Source organism: Antrihabitans stalactiti, from assembly GCF_012932915.1.
In the GTDB taxonomy this organism is placed as follows: Bacteria; Actinomycetota; Actinomycetes; order Mycobacteriales; family Mycobacteriaceae; genus Antrihabitans; species Antrihabitans stalactiti.
Genome location: NZ_VCQU01000013.1, coordinates 115,118 through 132,030, shown reverse-complemented (window position 1 = coordinate 132,030; position 16,913 = coordinate 115,118). Strand labels below are relative to the sequence as shown.

Below are 16,913 nucleotides of genomic sequence, written 5' to 3'. Positions count from 1 at the left end.
CCACGTCGGTACATATTTGGACCAGAGCCGAGGAGCATATGAGTCCGACCGAATCCCTCACCGCAGCCATCGCCGAAGCCGAGAAGCTGATCGAGGCGGCGCCGCACATTCGCACCGAACAGGACTTGCTGGAGGGCTACCAATATCTGGCAGGCGGGATTCTCGCGACGTTGCATCAGGCGTGGGCAACCGAGAAGGGGCACCCGACCTTCATCAGCGGCACCGGGCCGTTCACCAAGATGGGCCTCGACAATCCCGACACCCTGTACTTCGGCGCGCGGATCAGCGACGACGCCGAGTACGTCGTCACCGGTCGGCGCGGCACCACCGCGGACCTCAGTTTCCAGATTCTCAACGGCAGCTACACCGCCACTACAGTTCCCGGCAGCGTCACCGCGTTCGACGACCGCGCGTTCACCATCGCACCCGACGGAACGTTCGAGATCACGTTCGGTCCCGAGCCGGCGGGCGACCGACGCGACTACTTCACACTCCCACCGGGATCGGTCCAACTCGTGGTCCGCGAGGTCTACAGCGATTGGAGCCAGACGCGCGGCACGATCGCGATCGCCCAGTCGAATGCGCGGGGATCGGCCCCTGCCGCGCTCACGCCCGACTCCGTCGACAGGCGGTTCGCGCGCGCCGGAAAGGGATTGGTCGCGCGGGTCCAGACCTGGTTGCAGTTTCCCGAGTGGTTCTACCTGAAGTTGCCGGTCAATACGATGACCGAACCCCGTTTGACGCCAGGAGGTTTGGCGACTCAGTATTCCTCGGCGGGGCATTACGAACTCCGCGACGACCAAGCCCTCGTCATCACCGTGCCGAAAGCCGATGTCCCCTATCAAGGTTTTCAGCTCGGCAGCATGTGGTACATCTCGCTCGACTACATCAACCACCAAACGTCGTTGAATGCCAACCAGTCTCAGGTCGATCCGGACGGCAATATCAGGATCGTCGTGTCCGAGCGCAATCCGGGCGTCACCAACTGGATCGAAACGGTCGGGCACGCACGGGGTTACGTGCAATTCCGCTGGCAACGGGTCGACCGTGAGCTCACACCCGCCGACGGACCAACCGTCGAGGTCGTCGACTTCGACTCCGTCGCAGCCGCATTGCCCTACTTCGAACAGAACACGATCGCGGCGGACGACTTCCGTCGACGCATCGCCGAACGTCAGTCGGCGATCGCCAACCGGATGCTGGGGTGAGGTATGACCGACCGCGATAACGTCGGCACGATCGAGGATTTGCACGCATCGGCGACGAAGATCACCGGGCTGACCGACTTCGGCAACCCCTCCTACCTCGAAGGGTTGACGGTCCTGCTGGAGTCGTATGAACGCGACGCACAGCTGACTCCGTTGGGCCGCAAGGTCGCTCGGTCGTTTCTCCGCGGCGCACTGGTTGCACGGTCGCTCAGCGAAGTGGGATTTGCGCAGCATCCGGAGTCGGCGGCCGTCCGTATAGAGCGGCCGATCTTCGTAACCGGGCTGCCCAGGACAGGCACTACCGCACTGCACCGGCTGCTCACTGCCGACCCGTCGCATCAAGGGCTCGAGATGTGGCTGACCGAATTTCCCCAACCGCGACCACCGCGCGACAGCTGGAACGACAATCCGGTGTTTCGGCGGCTCGACGACGCCTTCACTCGCCATCACATCGACAACCCGGAATTCATGGGCGTGCACTACATGTCGGCATCGGAGGTGGAGGAATGCTGGCAGTTGCTTCGCCAATCGGCGAAATCGATCTCGTACGAATGCCTCGCGTATCTACCGACCTACTCGGCCTGGCTCGCCGGGCAGAGCTGGACCGATGCGTACGCGCGACACAAGCAGAATTTGCAGCTCATCGGACTCGGAGACCGTGATCGCCGGTGGGTGCTGAAGAACCCCAGCCACCTCTTCGCGCTCGACGCATTGATGGAGGTCTACCCAGACGCGCTCGTCATCCAGACGCATCGCGCGACCGAGACCGCGATGGCCTCGGCATGCAGCCTCGCAGCCCACGCGACCGCAGGCTGGTCCGACCACTTCACCGGTGACGTGATCGGTCGTAGCCAGCTCGACCTGTGGAGCCGCGGTCTGCATTCGTTCACCGAAGCCCGAAAGCGTTATCCCGCTGAGCAATTCATCGATGTTGAATACCGCGACTTCGTCCAGGACCCACAGGGGACCGTGTCATCGATCTACTCGCACTTCGATTTGCCGCTTACCGACTCCGCATCATCGGCGATGGCAGAAATGCACGCAGAAAGTCGGTCCGGCGGGCGGAAGCCTGCGCACCAATACACCCTCGACGACTTCGGCCTCACGTCCGCCGACATCACCCGCGCCTTCGCATGAATGCGTCATTCAACCGGTCAGATCGAGTGAAATCGACATTGATGCCATCGCCTTCGAGTGATATGGTCAACTAAGTTGACTACTTACGGAGGAACAATGCCGGTCATTCCCGCACCGCAACAACACACCCACGAGCTGAACGGAACTCGCTTCACGTCACTCGCGACACCGAGCCGAGGGTCGACCGACACCAGCGTCTGGCAGGTCGAGATCGCACCGGGGACACCCGCAACGCCGCATCGGCTGACGCGGGAGGAAGTCTTCGTTGTCCTGTCGGGCCAGGCGTCGGTCTACCTCGACGGCGCGACGTCCATAGCGCAGGCCGGCGATGCAATCGCCGTGCCATCACAGGTGGACTTCTCGATCACCGCGGCTGGTGCCGAACCGCTGCGGGCGCTGTGCTGCTTGCCCGTCGGCGGACAGGGCATCCTCACCGACGGCGAGCCCTTCACGCCACCATGGGCGCTGTGACCGACGAATCGCCACCCTTGGCTCGATTGTTCGCGATTGCGTTCCGCACGCTGATCGACGGACTGCACGAACGATTGGCCGCGCGCGGATGGCACGACGTCAAGCCGACGTTCGGCTTCGTCCTGCTCGCCGCGCGCGAGGCGGGCATTCAGTCTTCGGAAGTCGCGGCGCTCCTGGGTATTTCGAAGCAGGCCGCATCGAAGATCGTCGACGCGATGGTCGAGGCAGACTACGTCTCGCGCAGTCCGCACCCTGACGATCAACGCGCAAAGATCGTCACGCTCACCGTTCGCGGTGCGCAGCTGCTCGACGACGTGGAGCAGATCTACGCCGAACTCGAGAGCGAGTGGGCAACCATCGTCGGCGGTGCACAGATAGAGGGCATGCGCGAGAACCTGGTGACGGTGCTGCTCGCAACGCACGGTGGGCGTTTGCCGCAGGTCCGCGCGACCTAAGGGGTCTTCGCGAACGCGACTCCCGAGCCCAGGACGTCGATTCGGACTTTGGTGTCGACCGGCGGGGCCGAGACGCTCGCTTGCCTGACCATGATCGGCGACTTCTCGCCTGCGAGGTCGATTTCGAGCAGCACGTCCGAGCCCAGGAACTCCGCCGACGACACCGTGCCGATGCCGACTCCGTGAGCATCGGCATCCGACACCACATCGGCGACGAGCTGCTCGGGTCGCAACATCAAGGTGCCATTCGGGCCGACACCGGTCGCTCGCACCGGAATTCGGCCGAGCACACAGTTCGCAACCCCGTCGTCGATCTGCGCGTCCAGAAGCACGCAATCACCGAGGAATGCCGCAGTGAACAAGTCCGTGGGCTCGCAGTAGATCCGCTCGGGAGTGTCGACCTGGGTGAACATGCCCTCCCGCATCACAGCCACCTGGCCGGCGAAGGACAACGCCTCCTCCTGGTCGTGTGTCACCAACACACTTGTCACTCCGGCCTCGCGCAGCGTCGTCGCGACAGCCCGCCGCGTCGCCGCGCGCAAGCCCGCGTCCAAGGCGCTGAAGGGTTCGTCGAGCAACATCACGTCAGGCTGGCGTGCGAGCGCCCGAGCGAGAGCGATTCGTTGCTGTTGTCCACCGGACAGCTCGTGTGGACGCCGCCCTGCATACGACGAATCGAGAGCGACCATCTCCAGCAGCCTGTTCACCTGCGCAATGATTGCTTTGCGCCGCAGGAACATTCCACTCTTGATTCCATAGGCGATGTTCTGCGCGACCGACAGATGCGGAAACAGCGCACCATCCTGAGCGACGTACCCGACCTTGCGGCGGTGCGGCGGGACGGCGTTGCGAGATGTTGCAACCAGCTGACCTGCGATCGACACCGACCCCGCATCGGGCAGTTCGAAACCGGCAATCAAACGTAGCAACGTCGTCTTGCCGCAGCCCGACGATCCCACGACCGCGGTCGTCGTCGCTTCCGCGACATCGAGGCTGACATTGTCGAGTACACGAGCAGATCCGAACGACTTGGAAACCCCGGCGACGACGAGTGCGCTCATGCTGCTGCCAACTTCCGGGACTGGGTGAACAGCACATAGGTCACCGGGAGGGTCAGCACGATCATGATCAGCGCGTACGGTGCGGCGCCCGCAAAGTCGAGACCGTAGCTGAACGACCAGAAAGCGGTCGACAAGGTCTGCGTACCGGTCGGCGCGAGCAACAGCGTTGCAGTGAGCTCCGTTGTCACAGCCACGAATACGAGCGCTGCCCCAGCAGCAGCCGAGGGTGCCATGAGCCGCGCGGTCACCCGCACGAAGGTCGCAACACCAGCCTTACCGAGGGACCGTGACGCCTCCTCCAGACCGATCGGCACCTGCGCCAGCCCGGACCGCAAACTCACCAGCGCCTGCGGCAAGAACATGAGGACGTACGCCGTCACGACCATGACCACCGTTTGATAGAGCGGTCGTGCGTAATGGATGGTCACGGTCGCCAAAGCTAGCGCGGTCACAATTCCCGGCAATGAGGCGGTGATGTAGTTCGCGCCCTCGACGGTCCGAGCGAACACGCTCGACGACCGGACCGCGACCCATGCGACGGGGAACGCCAGCAGTGTGGTGATGGCCGCCCCGGCGACTGCAAAACCGAGAGTCTGCCCTAAAGCGGCGGAGAAGGCCGGGACATCCCAGACGGCCGATCCGCCGATCCGCAGCCAGCGCGCGATGGTCCAGAGCGGGACCCCGAGCGCGAGAACGGCAACGCCCAGCAGACCGAGCAGCACCGGAACAGTGCTCAGGCGCAGGTGAATTCGAACGGGTGGACGCGCCGCACCGGAGCCGACGCGGTAGTACCGCGCCCTCCCGCGGCCCGACGCTTCGGCGATCAGCAGCACCAGACAACACAAGACCAGCACGTTCGCCAGCATGCTGCCCGCAGACCCGTTGTAAGTCGATTGGTACTGCTCGAAGATCGCGACGGTGAAGGTATCGAAACGGAGCATCTGAAATGCACCGTATTCGGCGAGCAAGTGCAGCCCGATGAGCAGGCCGCCACCCAGCATCGCCAGCCGCAACTGCGGAAGCACGACGCGAAGGAACACCCCGAGCGCCGACGAACCCAGTGCCCGCGCCGATTCTTCGACGGCGGGATCGAGACGCCGCATCGTCGCCGCGGCGGGGAGGTAGACGAGTGGGAAGTACGAGAGCGTCGCGACCAACACTCCCGACCACAGTCCGTGCAGTGACGGAATCGTCGAAATCCAGGCGTAGCTGTTTACGAACGCAGGCACGGCGAGGGGCGCCGCGAACAGCGGGCCCCAGAACGCCGCGCCAGGAAGGTCGGTCCGCTCGATCGCCCACGCCAGGCCCACGCCGAGCGCGACACACAGTGGAACCGTCACAACAACCAGGCCGACGGTATTGAGCAGCAGCTCACCGACTCTCGGCCGGAAAATGAGGTCGACTGCGTTCGACCAACCTGTCGTGACCAACGACGACAGGACATAGCCGAACGGAACCAAGAGGGCCACAATCGCGAGAAGGACTGCTGCCGAAACCACCAGCAGGCCGGGCCTGCCGACGGTACGAAACGTTCCCGAGATTGCGGCCACGGCTAGAGGAGACCAGCCTCGGTCATCAGATCGGTCACCTTCTTGCTGTTGAGCTTCGAGGGGTCGACCAAGGGAGCTTGTAAGTCCGCGAGCGGGACCAACTTCGGATTGGCGGCGACGCCACTGGCAACCGGGTACTCGTACGACGTTCCGTTTTTCAGCACCTCTTGCCCGGCCTTGCCGGTGATGAACTTCAGGAACTGCTGCGCTTTCTCCTGCTTGCCGCTGGACTTCAGCACGCCGCCACCGGACACGCTGACGAACGCACCAGGGTCACCGTTCTTGAAGTAGTGCAGCGCGGTGTTGTTGCTGTTCTCGCCTGTCTTCGCCTGGTCGCCGAACCAGTAGTAGTGGTACATGATGCCGCCGGGGATCTCCCCCGCGTTCGCGGCCATCATCGTCGCGATGTTGTTTTTGCGGATATCGGCGTTTTCCTTCATCGCCTTCAGCCAGGCGCGGGTCGCGTCCTCACCTTTGAGCTCGAGAATCGCGCTGACGATGGCCTGGAAGTCTGCACCCGACGGCGCGCCTGCCCAGCGACCCTTCCAGCTCGGATCGGCGAGGTCCATGATCGACTTCGGCAACTGGTCCGCCGACAGCTTGTCCTTGTTGTATACGAACACCGTCGAGCGACCTGCAATCCCCGTCCATTTCCCGGTCGACGGGCGGTACCCGGGAAGGACCTGATCGAGCGTTGCCTTGTCGACATCCGCGAACAGCCCCGCGTTCTCCACCAGCGCCATCGCGGGCGAATTCTCGGTGAGGAAGACGTCGGCCGGCGACTTGTCGCCCTCGGTCACGAGCAGGTTGCCAAGTTCGGTATCGCCACCTTGACGGACTGTCACCTTGATTCCGGTTTCCTTGGTGAAGGCGTCGATCCATTCCTTCGTCAGGGATTCGTGCTGAGCGTTGTAGACCAGAATCTCGTCGGGATTATCCGAACTCGACGAACAACCCACGGCGCCGCCGACCATCGCGGTCGCCGCAAGCATTGCAACGCCGAACTTTTTCCAACCTGCTCGCATTCGCGACCCTTCTTGACGCTTGAAAGCTGAGGTATGCCTAAGCAACATTACCAACACTCCAGGCCTGCGAAAATCACGGTGAAAAGTATCGATTCGACTCCGAAAAGGCGATCCTATTTGTCGTGATCAGCGGGCAGCTGCGGCCGAAAGACCCGACAAATCACGCACAACGACGTGGTTTCGATCATCGAAAGTCCCGAAGGCATAATCGCCGAAAAGCCCGTAATACTGGCCGCGAGTGCGCGCGCTCCAGCGCCGAGCAAGGTCGGTGCGGGTCTTGTAGAAGTTCACCATGTACCCGCCGTCGTAGATCCGCAGCAGGCTGTAACCACCCGGGTACTCCTTGACCGCGCCGACTTCGAGGAATTCGACCGCAACGTCGTCTCGGTCCGGTCGAGTCCGTCGGTTGCGATGCGTGTGACCGCTGTGGTGCAGGAAGACACCAGGAGCACCGGCATAGAGCTGCTGCAACTCCCCGGCTGCACCTCGCTCCAGCACGAATCCCGGACCCGCGATGTTCGTCGTCGCCGCCTCGAAGGTCACTGGGTGGTGACCGAAAACAACTGTGGGACGGTCCTTGTCGCTTCGGAACTCGTCACGAACTGCTGCCAGCTGCGACGGGTCGATCACGCCGCCCGCGGCTTCCGGTGCAGACGTGTCCACAGCGAGCATTCGCAATCCGCCGAGGTCGTAGGTCTGCAGCTCCTGCCGGGGAATGAACGCCTCCCCCCAAGAATCGCGCCCACCGTGCGGACGATCGTGGTTGCCACGGCTGACGAACCAGTCACGACCGAGCCCACCCCAGCTGTCGAGTCTGGCTCGCGCGCTATGGGATTCACTGGACCGAGCTTCGGAGGTCACGTCACCGGCGACAAGGAGATGGTCCGCGCCACGATCGCTGCGACGGAGGTCGTCGAGCATCGCGTCCAACATCGCTTCGGTGTAAGGAGGCAGCCCAGGATCCTGCGAAAAGCCCGGCGGCTGACCGCCTGCGATCAGACCGCTCACTTCCTCGCCGAAATGGACGTCGTTGCTGAGCGCGACGGTCCTGACCAGGCGCCCCGGCGGCGGCACCAAGGTCGTGAACCGACCCGCGGCCTCGGGTGCGCCGACCAGTGTCGTCGACACCATCGACGGGACCGCACGCACTCCGTAGGAGTATGCCTCGACCCGATACGCACGTCCCGGCTCCAGGCCGTGCACCTCGGCATAGTGGTACGGCGTCGGCGTCGCATCGAAGAGCGTTACCACCGGCACTGCTACTGAATCGGCCGGGCCGATGCGCAATTCGGTATCGGCGTCGATTCCCACCGGACGGCCGTAGGCGTCGACGTGATCCGGCGACACGGTCGACCAGGTCACGACCACCGAGACGTCTGTGACGGTGACGATCTCGAGGTCCGTCGCGATCATCGGTTCGGTCGCCGCGCGGCCGACACCCGCTCTGGCGAGGCCCGCCGCCGGCAGCAACACCCCTGCCGCCATCAGCCGCAGCAACCCGCGTCGTGACGGCCGGCAACACGTCATGTCCGATTTCTCCCTGTTGCCGCGGTGCGCGAATGGGTCCCCCGCTATTCTGCCGCGATGAACGCATTGACGATTGCATTGCTGGTCGTGGGCCTGATCGTGGTGATTTTGGCTATCGTCTTCGGCACACTGCGCGTAGTAGTCGGGAAGGTCCGCAAGGCGAGTGCCGAAAAAATCTCGGCGCGATTCTCACCCGAAGAAGTTGTACGCTCCGACGCGATGGCGAACTTCTTCGGCCTGGAGTCGAAGGGCGCCGCGCAGATACGAGGAAACGGCGCGTTGGCTCTGACCCCCACGGTGTTGTGGTTCTCGCGTGCGGGATCGTCGGAACCGCTGGAAATTCCGGTGACCGCTATCCGCAAGGTCGACCTCGTTTCGGCACATCTCGGCAATTCCGTCGGAAGAAAACTTCTTCATGTGACTTTCGAAACGGAGAAAGGACCGGACAGCGCCGCTTGGTGGACAAAGGATGTCGAAGGCTGGAAGGAGATTCTTCGCTCCAGCCGTTGAACGCGCACAATAACTAGACCTGGACGCTCGACTAGCACCCAGGACACGACAACAGCGAGCGAGGTGGACGGTGGACGGCACAGCATTCGGTGACTACCGCCTGCACGAATTGCTCGGCAACGGTGGCATGGGTGAGGTCTACAAGGCCTACGACACCACCGCCGAACGAATGGTCGCGCTCAAGGTTCTACCCCCGCAGTACACAGCGGACGACGAGTACCGAAACCGCTTCCTGCGAGAAGGAAAAGCGGTCGCGGGTCTGCACGAACCGCACGTCATCCCGACCCATCGAATCGGCGAGATCGACGGTCGGCTGTTCGTGGATATGGCGTTGATCGACGGCATCGACGTGCGGAAGATCCTCGCCCGGACCGGACCGATGACGCCCGAGCGCGCGGTCCATGTGATCGAGCAGGCGGCCTCGGCGCTCGATGCAGCTCACAATCAAGGTTTGGTCCATCGCGACGTGAAGCCGTCCAACTTGCTGGTGACGACGAACGACTTCACCTATCTGATCGATCTCGGCGTTGCCGGTGTCACCGACGAGCCGCTCAACCGGACCGGTCTTGCCATCGGAACCTATGCGTACATGGCACCCGAACGATTCACCGACGGACGTTCGGACGCTCGCGTCGACGTGTACGCGCTTGCGTGCGTGCTCAGCGAATGTCTCACCGGAGCGCGACCGTTCCCTGGCACCACGGTCTATCAGCAGTATCACGGGCACTTCTCGCTCACGCCGCCACGACCGAGCGACACCCATCCCGATGTTCCTGTCGGCCTCGACAATGTTGTTGCGCGCGGAATGGCCAAAGATCCTGCTGCTCGTTACAGCAGCGCAGGACAACTCGCCGAGGCGGCATACCTGGCACTGCACCGCAGTGCAGACCTCGCGTTGCCGACGCAGGGCGCATCGCACGTGCCGCCGTCGGTCGCCGGTCCCGCAGCGACAATGGTGGAAACCCACAGCGGTCCGCACCCGATCCAGGTACGCCCGGCAGCCCCGGTCGCGTCGACACCGGTTGACGTAGGACCGGTTCGAAACCGGCGCCCGGCTCTCCTTGCGCTCGCTGCCCTCGCTGTGGTGCTCGTCGCAGTCGTCATCGGCATACTCGTCTGGGGCGGCGACGACGAAGCCGAGTCAGCCCCTGCGAGCAGCACCGTTGCCACCCCGACGAGCCTGGCAGCGTCGCATTGGAGTGCTGCCGGCCTTTAATTCGCACTGAGCGGAACTCGTGACTGCGGTAGGTGCTGTGCGTTCGGATGGGTGCGATGCCATCCAGACGATCGCAAAGGACAACAAAATGGGACGGAGATGCCTCCGCTTCGGGGCAGCCGCGGCCGTCCTCGGTTTCGCGCTGATTTCACCGCCGCTCGCCAACGCCCAGCCGACGCCGCTCAACGGCTTGCTCGCGCTCGCGCCAGGAGTGTGCAGTGGTGGCTCGGTATCCGGCAGCTTCTTTCGGATGATCCTGCCGACGGGCGATGCGTCCGGGCCATATCTCCAGAACAGTGACTCGACGTGCAGCGATCAGACTGTGACGCCGCTTTCGGCTGGCAGCGACGGCGGCTTGGTCAGCGGCAGCTACCAACCGCAGCCGGCAGCAGCGTTCGACGGCTCAGGCAATGCGCGGTCTGGGCAGGTCACGACACCGGTTCGGTTCTACGGCGTCGATTTCGCCACCGCGACGAACTCGACCGACCCGCAAACGGGCTCAGGGACGTCCGTACCGCAGATCTATGCGAACGGGTCCGAACTCTCGGGTGACCTGAGCAGCCTCGGAGTGACCTGGAACAACCAGGTCTTCAACCAGGGGGCCCCGAAGCCGGGCGGTAGCTACGACGGCAAAACGAGCCCGATTCACGGAACCATCGACGGCGCAGGCAATTTCGTCATCGAGTGGACCAGTCAGATCGTCGGCGGACCGTTCAACAACTTCACCGGCCTGTGGCACCTCGCCGGGCAATACCGCGGATCCGGTCTTCCGACCGAACCCGCGGCTGCACCCGTCGCCACACCACCCGCCGCTCCCCCGACCGTCCCGGGGGCGCCCCCGGCCGAACCAGGAGTCGTAGCACCTGCGCCGGCAGAGGCCGCAGCGCCAACCCCGGCACCCGCCGCGGCACAGCCAGTCGTCGCTGGCGATCCGAACTTGGCCGCGAGAACGGTTGACCTGCCCCGAAAAGATCGGCCTCCCGTCTGGCTCGTCCCGGGGCTGCTCATCCTTGCAATCGTCGCTGTTGCCGTGTTCACCAACGCCGACCGCATTGCGCGACGACGAGGTCGGTGATGGCACTACCCGGTAGCGCGGCCATTGAATCGGCTGCGCTGCCGCCGGAGTACGTCGCAACAGCGCCGAGTCGCTCGCGCTGGCCGTTCGTTCTGATCGTCGTCGTCGGACTCGGCCTGATCCTCGGACCGCTCGTCACCGGCATGTTTCTCCGAGCCGTCCAGGGCGAGGCAATGCTCGCGTCGTTCCAACCGCTCACAACATCGTCGAGTGTCGAGCGTTATCGCGACGACCTCGCGGTGCTCGGCGACGCCCAGGCGAACGTCGTTGCGCTGCAGAACAAAGGGCAGGCGAATGGCGAGTATCGCTACGTCGACACGTTCGTGCGGGACTACCCCGGCATTCGCGCAGACATGACGACGATGCTCGACGCAATCGACGACAACCGCAGCGATTTCGAGCGCTTGACCGACCTCCCGCCCTTCGGGACGCTGCCGTGGTTGCTCGCGCTGCCCGGCGCCGGACTCGTCTGGATCGGCATCGTCGGGGCGCGCAGGGCAGTCGGTGGCCGCTCGACGCGGGTCGCCGAAGTAGGTGCAGGCGTACTGGCAGCGATTCTGATCGCCACGCCGATTGCATTGGGGCTGTTTGCACATGCTTCCGCAGCCGGGCCGGTGCTCGACGGCTTCAAGCCGATCCTCACCCACGACGAAGTACGAAAAGTCCAGGGATATTTCGTCACTCTGGTCGGTGCCGAAGGCGAAATCGACAGCCGGTTCGCCACAGACGTCCGCGCCGCCCACCCCGACGCAGACTTGCGGGCGATCGACACCTTGCACGCGCGATGGCAACCGATGACATCGGAATTCGCCAACCTGATCGGCACGATGAACGACAACATCGAGAACTTCGACGCTGTTGTTGCCCTTGACAACACGACCCGTCCGCTTGGCTTTGCCGCCTTCGCCCAGATCGGCTGGTTCTTCGTGATACCCGGTCTTGTAGTCGGAGCGGCCGTCGCGCGATCCGTTGTACGCGAAGGAGTTCGGACATGAAAATTGCGACTCGCATAGTTGCCCTGCTCGCCATCGGCACCATCGCGGTGTCCGGCTGTAGCGACAAGGACGATGCGCCTGCCAGCGGACCACAGGAGCTGGTCGGCCTGTTGCGCCTCGAACCTGGCAAAGCCGACGGAGACACGTTGAGCGGCACATGGTTTCGCATGGTGCAGCCGGGTGGAACGCCGGAGAAGGGGCCGTTCATGCCGAACGGCGACTCACCGGCGATCAACGGGACGGCGACTTTGCTCGAGCCCGGCACCGAAGGCGGTCTGCGGACCGGCGGATTCCAGAGCGAGCCGAATCCCGGTTTTGCGGACGGACATTCGCTGGCGGCGTCGATCACCAAGCCGACCAAGTTCTTCGCGGTCGAGTTCGGCATCTCGACCAATGCGGTCGATCCCCAAACCCAGCACGCGGTCGCGACGCCGAAGGTCGTCGACAACAACGGCACCCTGACCGCTGATCTGTCGGCGTGGGCCGCGTCGTGGAACAACCAGGAGTTCAACCAGGGCGCACCGAAACCACCGGAGAAGGTGGGGCCCCAAGTTGCCGGCGCCGCCCAGGTGAAGCAGGTGTGGGACTGGGTCGCTCGCCAATGGCTCAACGCCCCCAATACCGACGCCGCTACCGGTCCGTCGGCGACCGGGACCTACGACGCCAAGTCGAAGAGGTTCACCTTGCAATGGACGAGCCTGATCGTCGGTGGCCCGTTCAACGGCTTCACCGGCGTGTGGCACCTCGAGGGCACATTCGAGCCGGATTCCGCTGCCCCACAATCCCCGCCGCCAGGCAACTGAACAGGAGCCACACACATGACTACCTCAACACCAGCGCCGCGTAATCGGCTGGCGGGCGCGATCCGAGTGGTCTCGGCACTGGTTGTCATCGGCAGTGCTGTCGCCGTCACCGGCCTGACCGCCGACCGAAACGATCAGGTCGCCGTCGTCATTCCCCAAGCACAGGTGGCGAATGCTACTGCGCCTGCGGCGGCCGCCCCGGTTCCGCCGCCAGCGGTCGCTCCGACGCCTGCACCCGGCGCACCCAACTCGGCAGTGACGATCAAGCCCGGGAACACGAGTCCATCGGTTCCGCTCGCGCAAGCCAAGCCGGGCACTCCTGCGGCGCCCGGTGCACCTGCGAAGCCCGTCTCCCCCGGCACTCCGATCACGCCGGGCTCACCGGGTGAGTCGGTCCCGATCGGCACGACGCCAGGCACAGCCAGTCCGTTCGACGCAAGTCCCCTTGCGACACAGCCGCCCTGCCCGCTCGGGTGGCCCGCGGCCGAGAGGCAGGGCGGGCTTGCCTCACTGATCGGTCTGGCGCCTATGGCCGGAGCGTTCTCGTCGGAGGCGTTCGCATTGGGCTCGGTGTACCAGCCTCTACTGCAACTGGTCGGACCGGTGCTGGCCGAAATCGCGCCGGTGATCTCCCAGTACGAGCCGGTGCTGGCACCGATCATCACCAACGTTCAGGGGATCACAGCCGTTGTGCTGGAAGCGATCCTGCCCTACTACGGTCCGTACCGGGCGCAGCTGATCGCGGCGGAAGGCGAAGTTGCGAAGGTGCTGACCCCGATCCTCGACCGCGTTTACAACAGTGAAGCCGCATCGTGCTTCACGGCGTGGCAGGGCCAGATCATCAGCGCAGCCAAGGGTGGAAAGATCACCGTCGCATCGCTGGCCCGCCCTGGCACAGTCGTCGAGCTGGGCTGAATCATCAACCCTCGTGAGTCTTTTCGGAGTCTATAGACTCCGAAAAGACTCACGAGGGCTAGTTCGGCGTGAGGATCGCTATCGGGAGAACTCGGCCCGATTTCGTCGCGTAGTCGGCGAAGAAGGGCGCTTTTGCGATGACAACGTCGTTCCAAAGGTGTTCCCACTCGGCACCTTCGGTGAAGCGTGCGGTCACGCCGAACTGGTCGGCACCATTGCGGACCTGGCCGCCGCCAGCAGCGGCGAGGTTGCGTACCCACTGCGGTTCGGGCTTCATTCCGCCTGCCGACCCGACGACGATGTAGCTGTCGTCCTGCTTGAAATAGCAGATCGGTGCGGTCCGTGGCTCGCCCGTTTTTCGCCCCGGCACAGTCAACAAAATTACCGGCAGACCGGCTTTCGCCTTGCCGCCGATCTTTCCGTTCGAGCGTCGATACAACGCCGACATCATCTTGTTTCCGCTGGCCATCAGCTTTTTCCCGATCGGGTTCATGGGTCACTCCTCTCCTCGAAAGCAAACTTACGCCTGCGGTCAGCGTTCCCACTCGGGCAATTTGACGGACCGTCCAGCGATCGACGCGTTCACTCCGAGGACTTCGATGAGCGACGCGAGGAGGCCCGCCAGCCGACCCACATCCTCGGCGCCGATCGCTCGGACGAGCGCAGCGTCGAGGTCCGCGCGTGCCGAGCGTGCCGCGTCGATGCACTGACGGCCTCGTTCGGTGAGTTCGACTGTGCGGGCACGGCTGTCGCTCGGATCTGGGACTCGCGACACATAGCCGCGCTTCTCCAGATCGACGACCAACTTCGACGCACCCTGCTGCGTCATTCCGAGGGTCCGCGCAATCTCCGAGATAGTCGGTTGCCCGTCGATCAGACATTGAAAGACGTAACCGTGCGCCGGACGCACATCGTCGAAACCTGCTTTGTGCACACGGTCGGTGACGATCTCCCGTGCTGCGGCGCCGGTGAGCATCACCAGCGTCGCGATGTCCAAACCATTCGGATCGAGGTGCTCGGTCTTCATATCCCCATCGTGCCTTGACAAGGCAGATTACACAACTATGGTTGTGCATATGAGTGAACACATAGAACACGCACGAAAACTGCTGAGCGCAATCGAAACCGGTGCCGTCGGCGAGGACTTGCGCGGCTACTACCACCCAGACGCGGTCCAGGTGGAGCACCCGAGCCTCGTCTCCCCGAACGGTGGAACACGCGGACTGGACGCGATGCTCGCGGCATCGCATCGCGGGAAGGCGCTGCTGACCGAGCAGCGCTACGACGTCACGTCGGCGATGGCTTCGGAAGATGTTGTGACGCTGCAGCTTACGTGGACGGCATCGCTCGCGATACCGATGGCAAACTTGCAGCCTGGCGACCAGCTTCGGGCCCATGTCGCCATGTTCCTGAAGTACCTCGACGGCCGGGTAGTGCTACAGGAAACCTACGACTGCTACGAACCCCTCTGACCAACGCCGTCGAACCGACCAAACCGGCCGCCTGCCGGTCTGATTGATATTCTCGCGACAACGCAGAGGTCAGGGGGTGTGACGGTGCCAGAGCCAACTGGTGGCACACCGGCCGCCGGCGCGCGACGTGGCGTGAGGATCCGCAGATGGTGAAGTTGATCGTCGTGTTGCTGATGACGTTCGTTCTGTTTGCCCTTTTGTGGCGGGTCATCGCGACGCAAGGATGGAAGCTAGGCAACAAGATGCGAAAGCGTCGCGCCGCAACACTGTTCGCCGAGCAGATCGATCCAGACAGCATCCTGCTCTCGGACGAGGCCGGCTTCTTCGGATTGAACTCCTTGGCCGACAGCCAGGTGCTCGGCGTCGGAACCCTGATTCTCACCCGAACGCAGCTGTGGTTCTCGATGAAGGGGTCGGTGCATCCGCTCGAGATTTCGCTGCTCGACGTGCGCAAGACAGATATCGCCAGGCACCACCTCAACCATGTCGCACACATGCCGTTGCTGCGCGTGGAGTTCGTGACCCATTTCGGCCGAGACACCGCGGCATGGGCTGTACGCGACGCACCGTCGTGGGTCACGGCGATCGGCGATATCACCGTCTAACGGCGTCGCTGCACCAGGTCGATTGTGGCCTCGAGAACGGCGAGCTCGGGTGCAGCGGGCACGAGAATGAATTCGTCGAGGCCTGCCGCTTCGGCACCGTCCAGAGCCCGGTTCACCGCGTCGGCGTCGAAGGTCGTCATCGACGAGGCGAACGACGCGACATTGTCGCGGCCGAAGATCGCGAGGTATTCGGCCGTGAAGGCGCGCAACACAGTTGCGGGTTCGGGTACACCGACGGCGTAGAAGCAGCCGCTCACCAGTCGGGGTGCGTCACGTCCAGCGCGGTCCCAGGTGCTGCGCGCAGCATCGGCTGCCCAGGTGATCTCGGCAGGCAGACCGGCAACGCTGAAACCGATCACTCCGTCGGCCCACGCGGCCGCGCGCGCAAGCGATTTCGGTCCGAGCGCGCCCGCGAGAAGCGGCGGTCCGCCCCGTTGCACGCACTGCGGACCGATAGGGTCGGCGCCGTCGAACGGTGGCGCACCGGACCACAATGCCCGCAACGCCGCGACGCCCTCGTCCAATCGTGCGTGCCGCCGGTCGAAACCCGAATCCATTGCGCTGTAATCGTGCTCACGACCGCCGACGCCGACACCCAAGGTGACCCGGCCGCCGGAGAGGACGTCGAGCGTCGCCGTCTGCTTGGCGACCAGCGCGGCCGGATGAGCAGGCAACACAGAGAGATTGACGAAGATGCGTAGCCGTTCGGTGAGTGCCGCGGCGGCCGCAAGGGTCGTCCACATATCGGGATTGTGGAAGGTCACGCGCTCACCGCACGAGATGGAAGAGAACGGGCCTTGGTCAGCGAGCTTGCACCAGTCGATCGTTGTCGCGCGCGTGTAGCCCCGGCACATCGTTGGCAGGGCGATTCCGATATCCATCGCTTGA

Annotated in this window: 19 protein-coding genes; 12 read left to right on the top strand and 7 right to left on the bottom strand. The window is 64.0% G+C overall.

All coding sequences use genetic code 11. From position 1 onward, the window contains the following. Positions 1-38 precede the first annotated feature (38 nt). The 4 genes from FGL95_RS28560 to FGL95_RS28545 all read left to right on the top strand — a co-directional run bounded on the left by FGL95_RS28560 (position 39) and on the right by FGL95_RS28545 (position 3,271). Positions 39-1,208: a hypothetical protein gene (locus FGL95_RS28560; protein WP_169593773.1), complete on the top strand. Its 1,170-nt coding sequence runs from the start codon at positions 39-41 to the stop codon at positions 1,206-1,208. A gap of 3 nt (positions 1,209-1,211) precedes the next feature. After that, positions 1,212-2,345 carry a sulfotransferase family protein gene (locus FGL95_RS28555; protein ID WP_169593770.1) on the top strand — a complete coding sequence of 378 codons (1,134 nt, stop codon included), beginning with the start codon at positions 1,212-1,214 and terminating at the stop codon, positions 2,343-2,345. Between the two features lie 96 nt (positions 2,346-2,441). Next, positions 2,442-2,816: a cupin domain-containing protein gene (locus FGL95_RS28550; protein ID WP_169593769.1), complete on the top strand. Its 375-nt coding sequence runs from the start codon at positions 2,442-2,444 to the stop codon at positions 2,814-2,816. Continuing rightward, entirely contained in the window at positions 2,813-3,271 is a 459-nt protein-coding gene (locus tag FGL95_RS28545; protein ID WP_169593767.1) for a MarR family transcriptional regulator, read from the top strand. The genes FGL95_RS28550 and FGL95_RS28545 overlap by 4 nt, the downstream gene beginning before the upstream one ends. Here FGL95_RS28545 and FGL95_RS28540 read toward each other — a convergent pair. The 4 genes from FGL95_RS28540 to FGL95_RS28525 all read right to left on the bottom strand — a co-directional run bounded on the left by FGL95_RS28540 (position 3,268) and on the right by FGL95_RS28525 (position 8,434). Then, the gene (locus FGL95_RS28540) at positions 3,268-4,332 is read right to left on the bottom strand and encodes an ABC transporter ATP-binding protein (RefSeq protein WP_169593765.1); all 1,065 of its coding nucleotides are present in this window, start codon (positions 4,330-4,332) and stop codon (positions 3,268-3,270) included. The two genes, FGL95_RS28545 and FGL95_RS28540, sit on opposite strands and share 4 nt — an antisense overlap. Further along, positions 4,329-5,882: an ABC transporter permease subunit gene (locus tag FGL95_RS28535; RefSeq protein WP_169593763.1), complete on the bottom strand. Its 1,554-nt coding sequence runs from the start codon at positions 5,880-5,882 to the stop codon at positions 4,329-4,331. The genes FGL95_RS28540 and FGL95_RS28535 overlap by 4 nt, the downstream gene beginning before the upstream one ends. Positions 5,883-5,884: 2 nt before the next feature. Beyond that, positions 5,885-6,907, bottom strand: coding sequence for an iron ABC transporter substrate-binding protein (locus FGL95_RS28530; RefSeq protein ID WP_169593761.1), 1,023 nt, complete (start codon positions 6,905-6,907; stop codon positions 5,885-5,887). Positions 6,908-7,033: 126 nt separating this feature from the next. Then, the gene (locus tag FGL95_RS28525) at positions 7,034-8,434 is read right to left on the bottom strand and encodes a metallophosphoesterase family protein (protein WP_169593759.1); all 1,401 of its coding nucleotides are present in this window, start codon (positions 8,432-8,434) and stop codon (positions 7,034-7,036) included. Between the two features lie 57 nt (positions 8,435-8,491). Between FGL95_RS28525 and FGL95_RS28520 the strand changes: the two genes are divergently transcribed. From FGL95_RS28520 to FGL95_RS28495, 6 genes are all read left to right on the top strand, one after another. Next, on the top strand, positions 8,492-8,944 hold the full coding sequence (locus tag FGL95_RS28520; RefSeq protein ID WP_169593757.1) for a hypothetical protein: 453 nt from the start codon (positions 8,492-8,494) through the stop codon (positions 8,942-8,944). 70 nt (positions 8,945-9,014) lie between these two features. Continuing rightward, complete coding sequence (locus tag FGL95_RS28515; protein ID WP_169593755.1) at positions 9,015-10,160, top strand: protein kinase domain-containing protein; 1,146 nt, start codon at positions 9,015-9,017, stop codon at positions 10,158-10,160. An 88-nt stretch (positions 10,161-10,248) separates the two neighbouring features. Beyond that, positions 10,249-11,235 (top strand): hypothetical protein, encoded by a 987-nt coding sequence (locus tag FGL95_RS28510; protein ID WP_169593753.1) that lies wholly within the window; start codon positions 10,249-10,251, stop codon positions 11,233-11,235. Further along, positions 11,235-12,230 carry a hypothetical protein gene (locus FGL95_RS28505; protein WP_169593751.1) on the top strand — a complete coding sequence of 332 codons (996 nt, stop codon included), beginning with the start codon at positions 11,235-11,237 and terminating at the stop codon, positions 12,228-12,230. The genes FGL95_RS28510 and FGL95_RS28505 overlap by 1 nt, the downstream gene beginning before the upstream one ends. Continuing rightward, entirely contained in the window at positions 12,227-13,033 is an 807-nt protein-coding gene (locus FGL95_RS28500; RefSeq protein ID WP_169593749.1) for a hypothetical protein, read from the top strand. The genes FGL95_RS28505 and FGL95_RS28500 overlap by 4 nt, the downstream gene beginning before the upstream one ends. Positions 13,034-13,048: 15 nt before the next feature. Next, entirely contained in the window at positions 13,049-13,948 is a 900-nt protein-coding gene (locus FGL95_RS28495; RefSeq protein WP_169593747.1) for a hypothetical protein, read from the top strand. A 58-nt stretch (positions 13,949-14,006) separates the two neighbouring features. On the opposite strand, the gene FGL95_RS28490 is transcribed toward FGL95_RS28495, so the two are convergent. After that, on the bottom strand, positions 14,007-14,441 hold the full coding sequence (locus tag FGL95_RS28490; protein WP_169593745.1) for a nitroreductase/quinone reductase family protein: 435 nt from the start codon (positions 14,439-14,441) through the stop codon (positions 14,007-14,009). Between the two features lie 39 nt (positions 14,442-14,480). Then, positions 14,481-14,975 carry a MarR family winged helix-turn-helix transcriptional regulator gene (locus FGL95_RS28485; RefSeq protein WP_169593743.1) on the bottom strand — a complete coding sequence of 165 codons (495 nt, stop codon included), beginning with the start codon at positions 14,973-14,975 and terminating at the stop codon, positions 14,481-14,483. A gap of 49 nt (positions 14,976-15,024) precedes the next feature. Here FGL95_RS28485 and FGL95_RS28480 point away from each other — a divergent pair, with 49 nt between their 5' ends. Further along, the gene (locus FGL95_RS28480) at positions 15,025-15,420 is read left to right on the top strand and encodes a nuclear transport factor 2 family protein (RefSeq protein WP_169593741.1); all 396 of its coding nucleotides are present in this window, start codon (positions 15,025-15,027) and stop codon (positions 15,418-15,420) included. A gap of 146 nt (positions 15,421-15,566) precedes the next feature. Beyond that, positions 15,567-16,025 (top strand): hypothetical protein, encoded by a 459-nt coding sequence (locus FGL95_RS28475; protein ID WP_169593739.1) that lies wholly within the window; start codon positions 15,567-15,569, stop codon positions 16,023-16,025. Here the strand turns inward: FGL95_RS28475 and FGL95_RS28470 are convergent. Next, the gene (locus FGL95_RS28470; RefSeq protein ID WP_169593737.1) at positions 16,022-16,906 is read right to left on the bottom strand and encodes an LLM class flavin-dependent oxidoreductase; all 885 of its coding nucleotides are present in this window, start codon (positions 16,904-16,906) and stop codon (positions 16,022-16,024) included. The two genes, FGL95_RS28475 and FGL95_RS28470, sit on opposite strands and share 4 nt — an antisense overlap. Between the last annotated feature and the right edge of the window lie 7 nt (positions 16,907-16,913).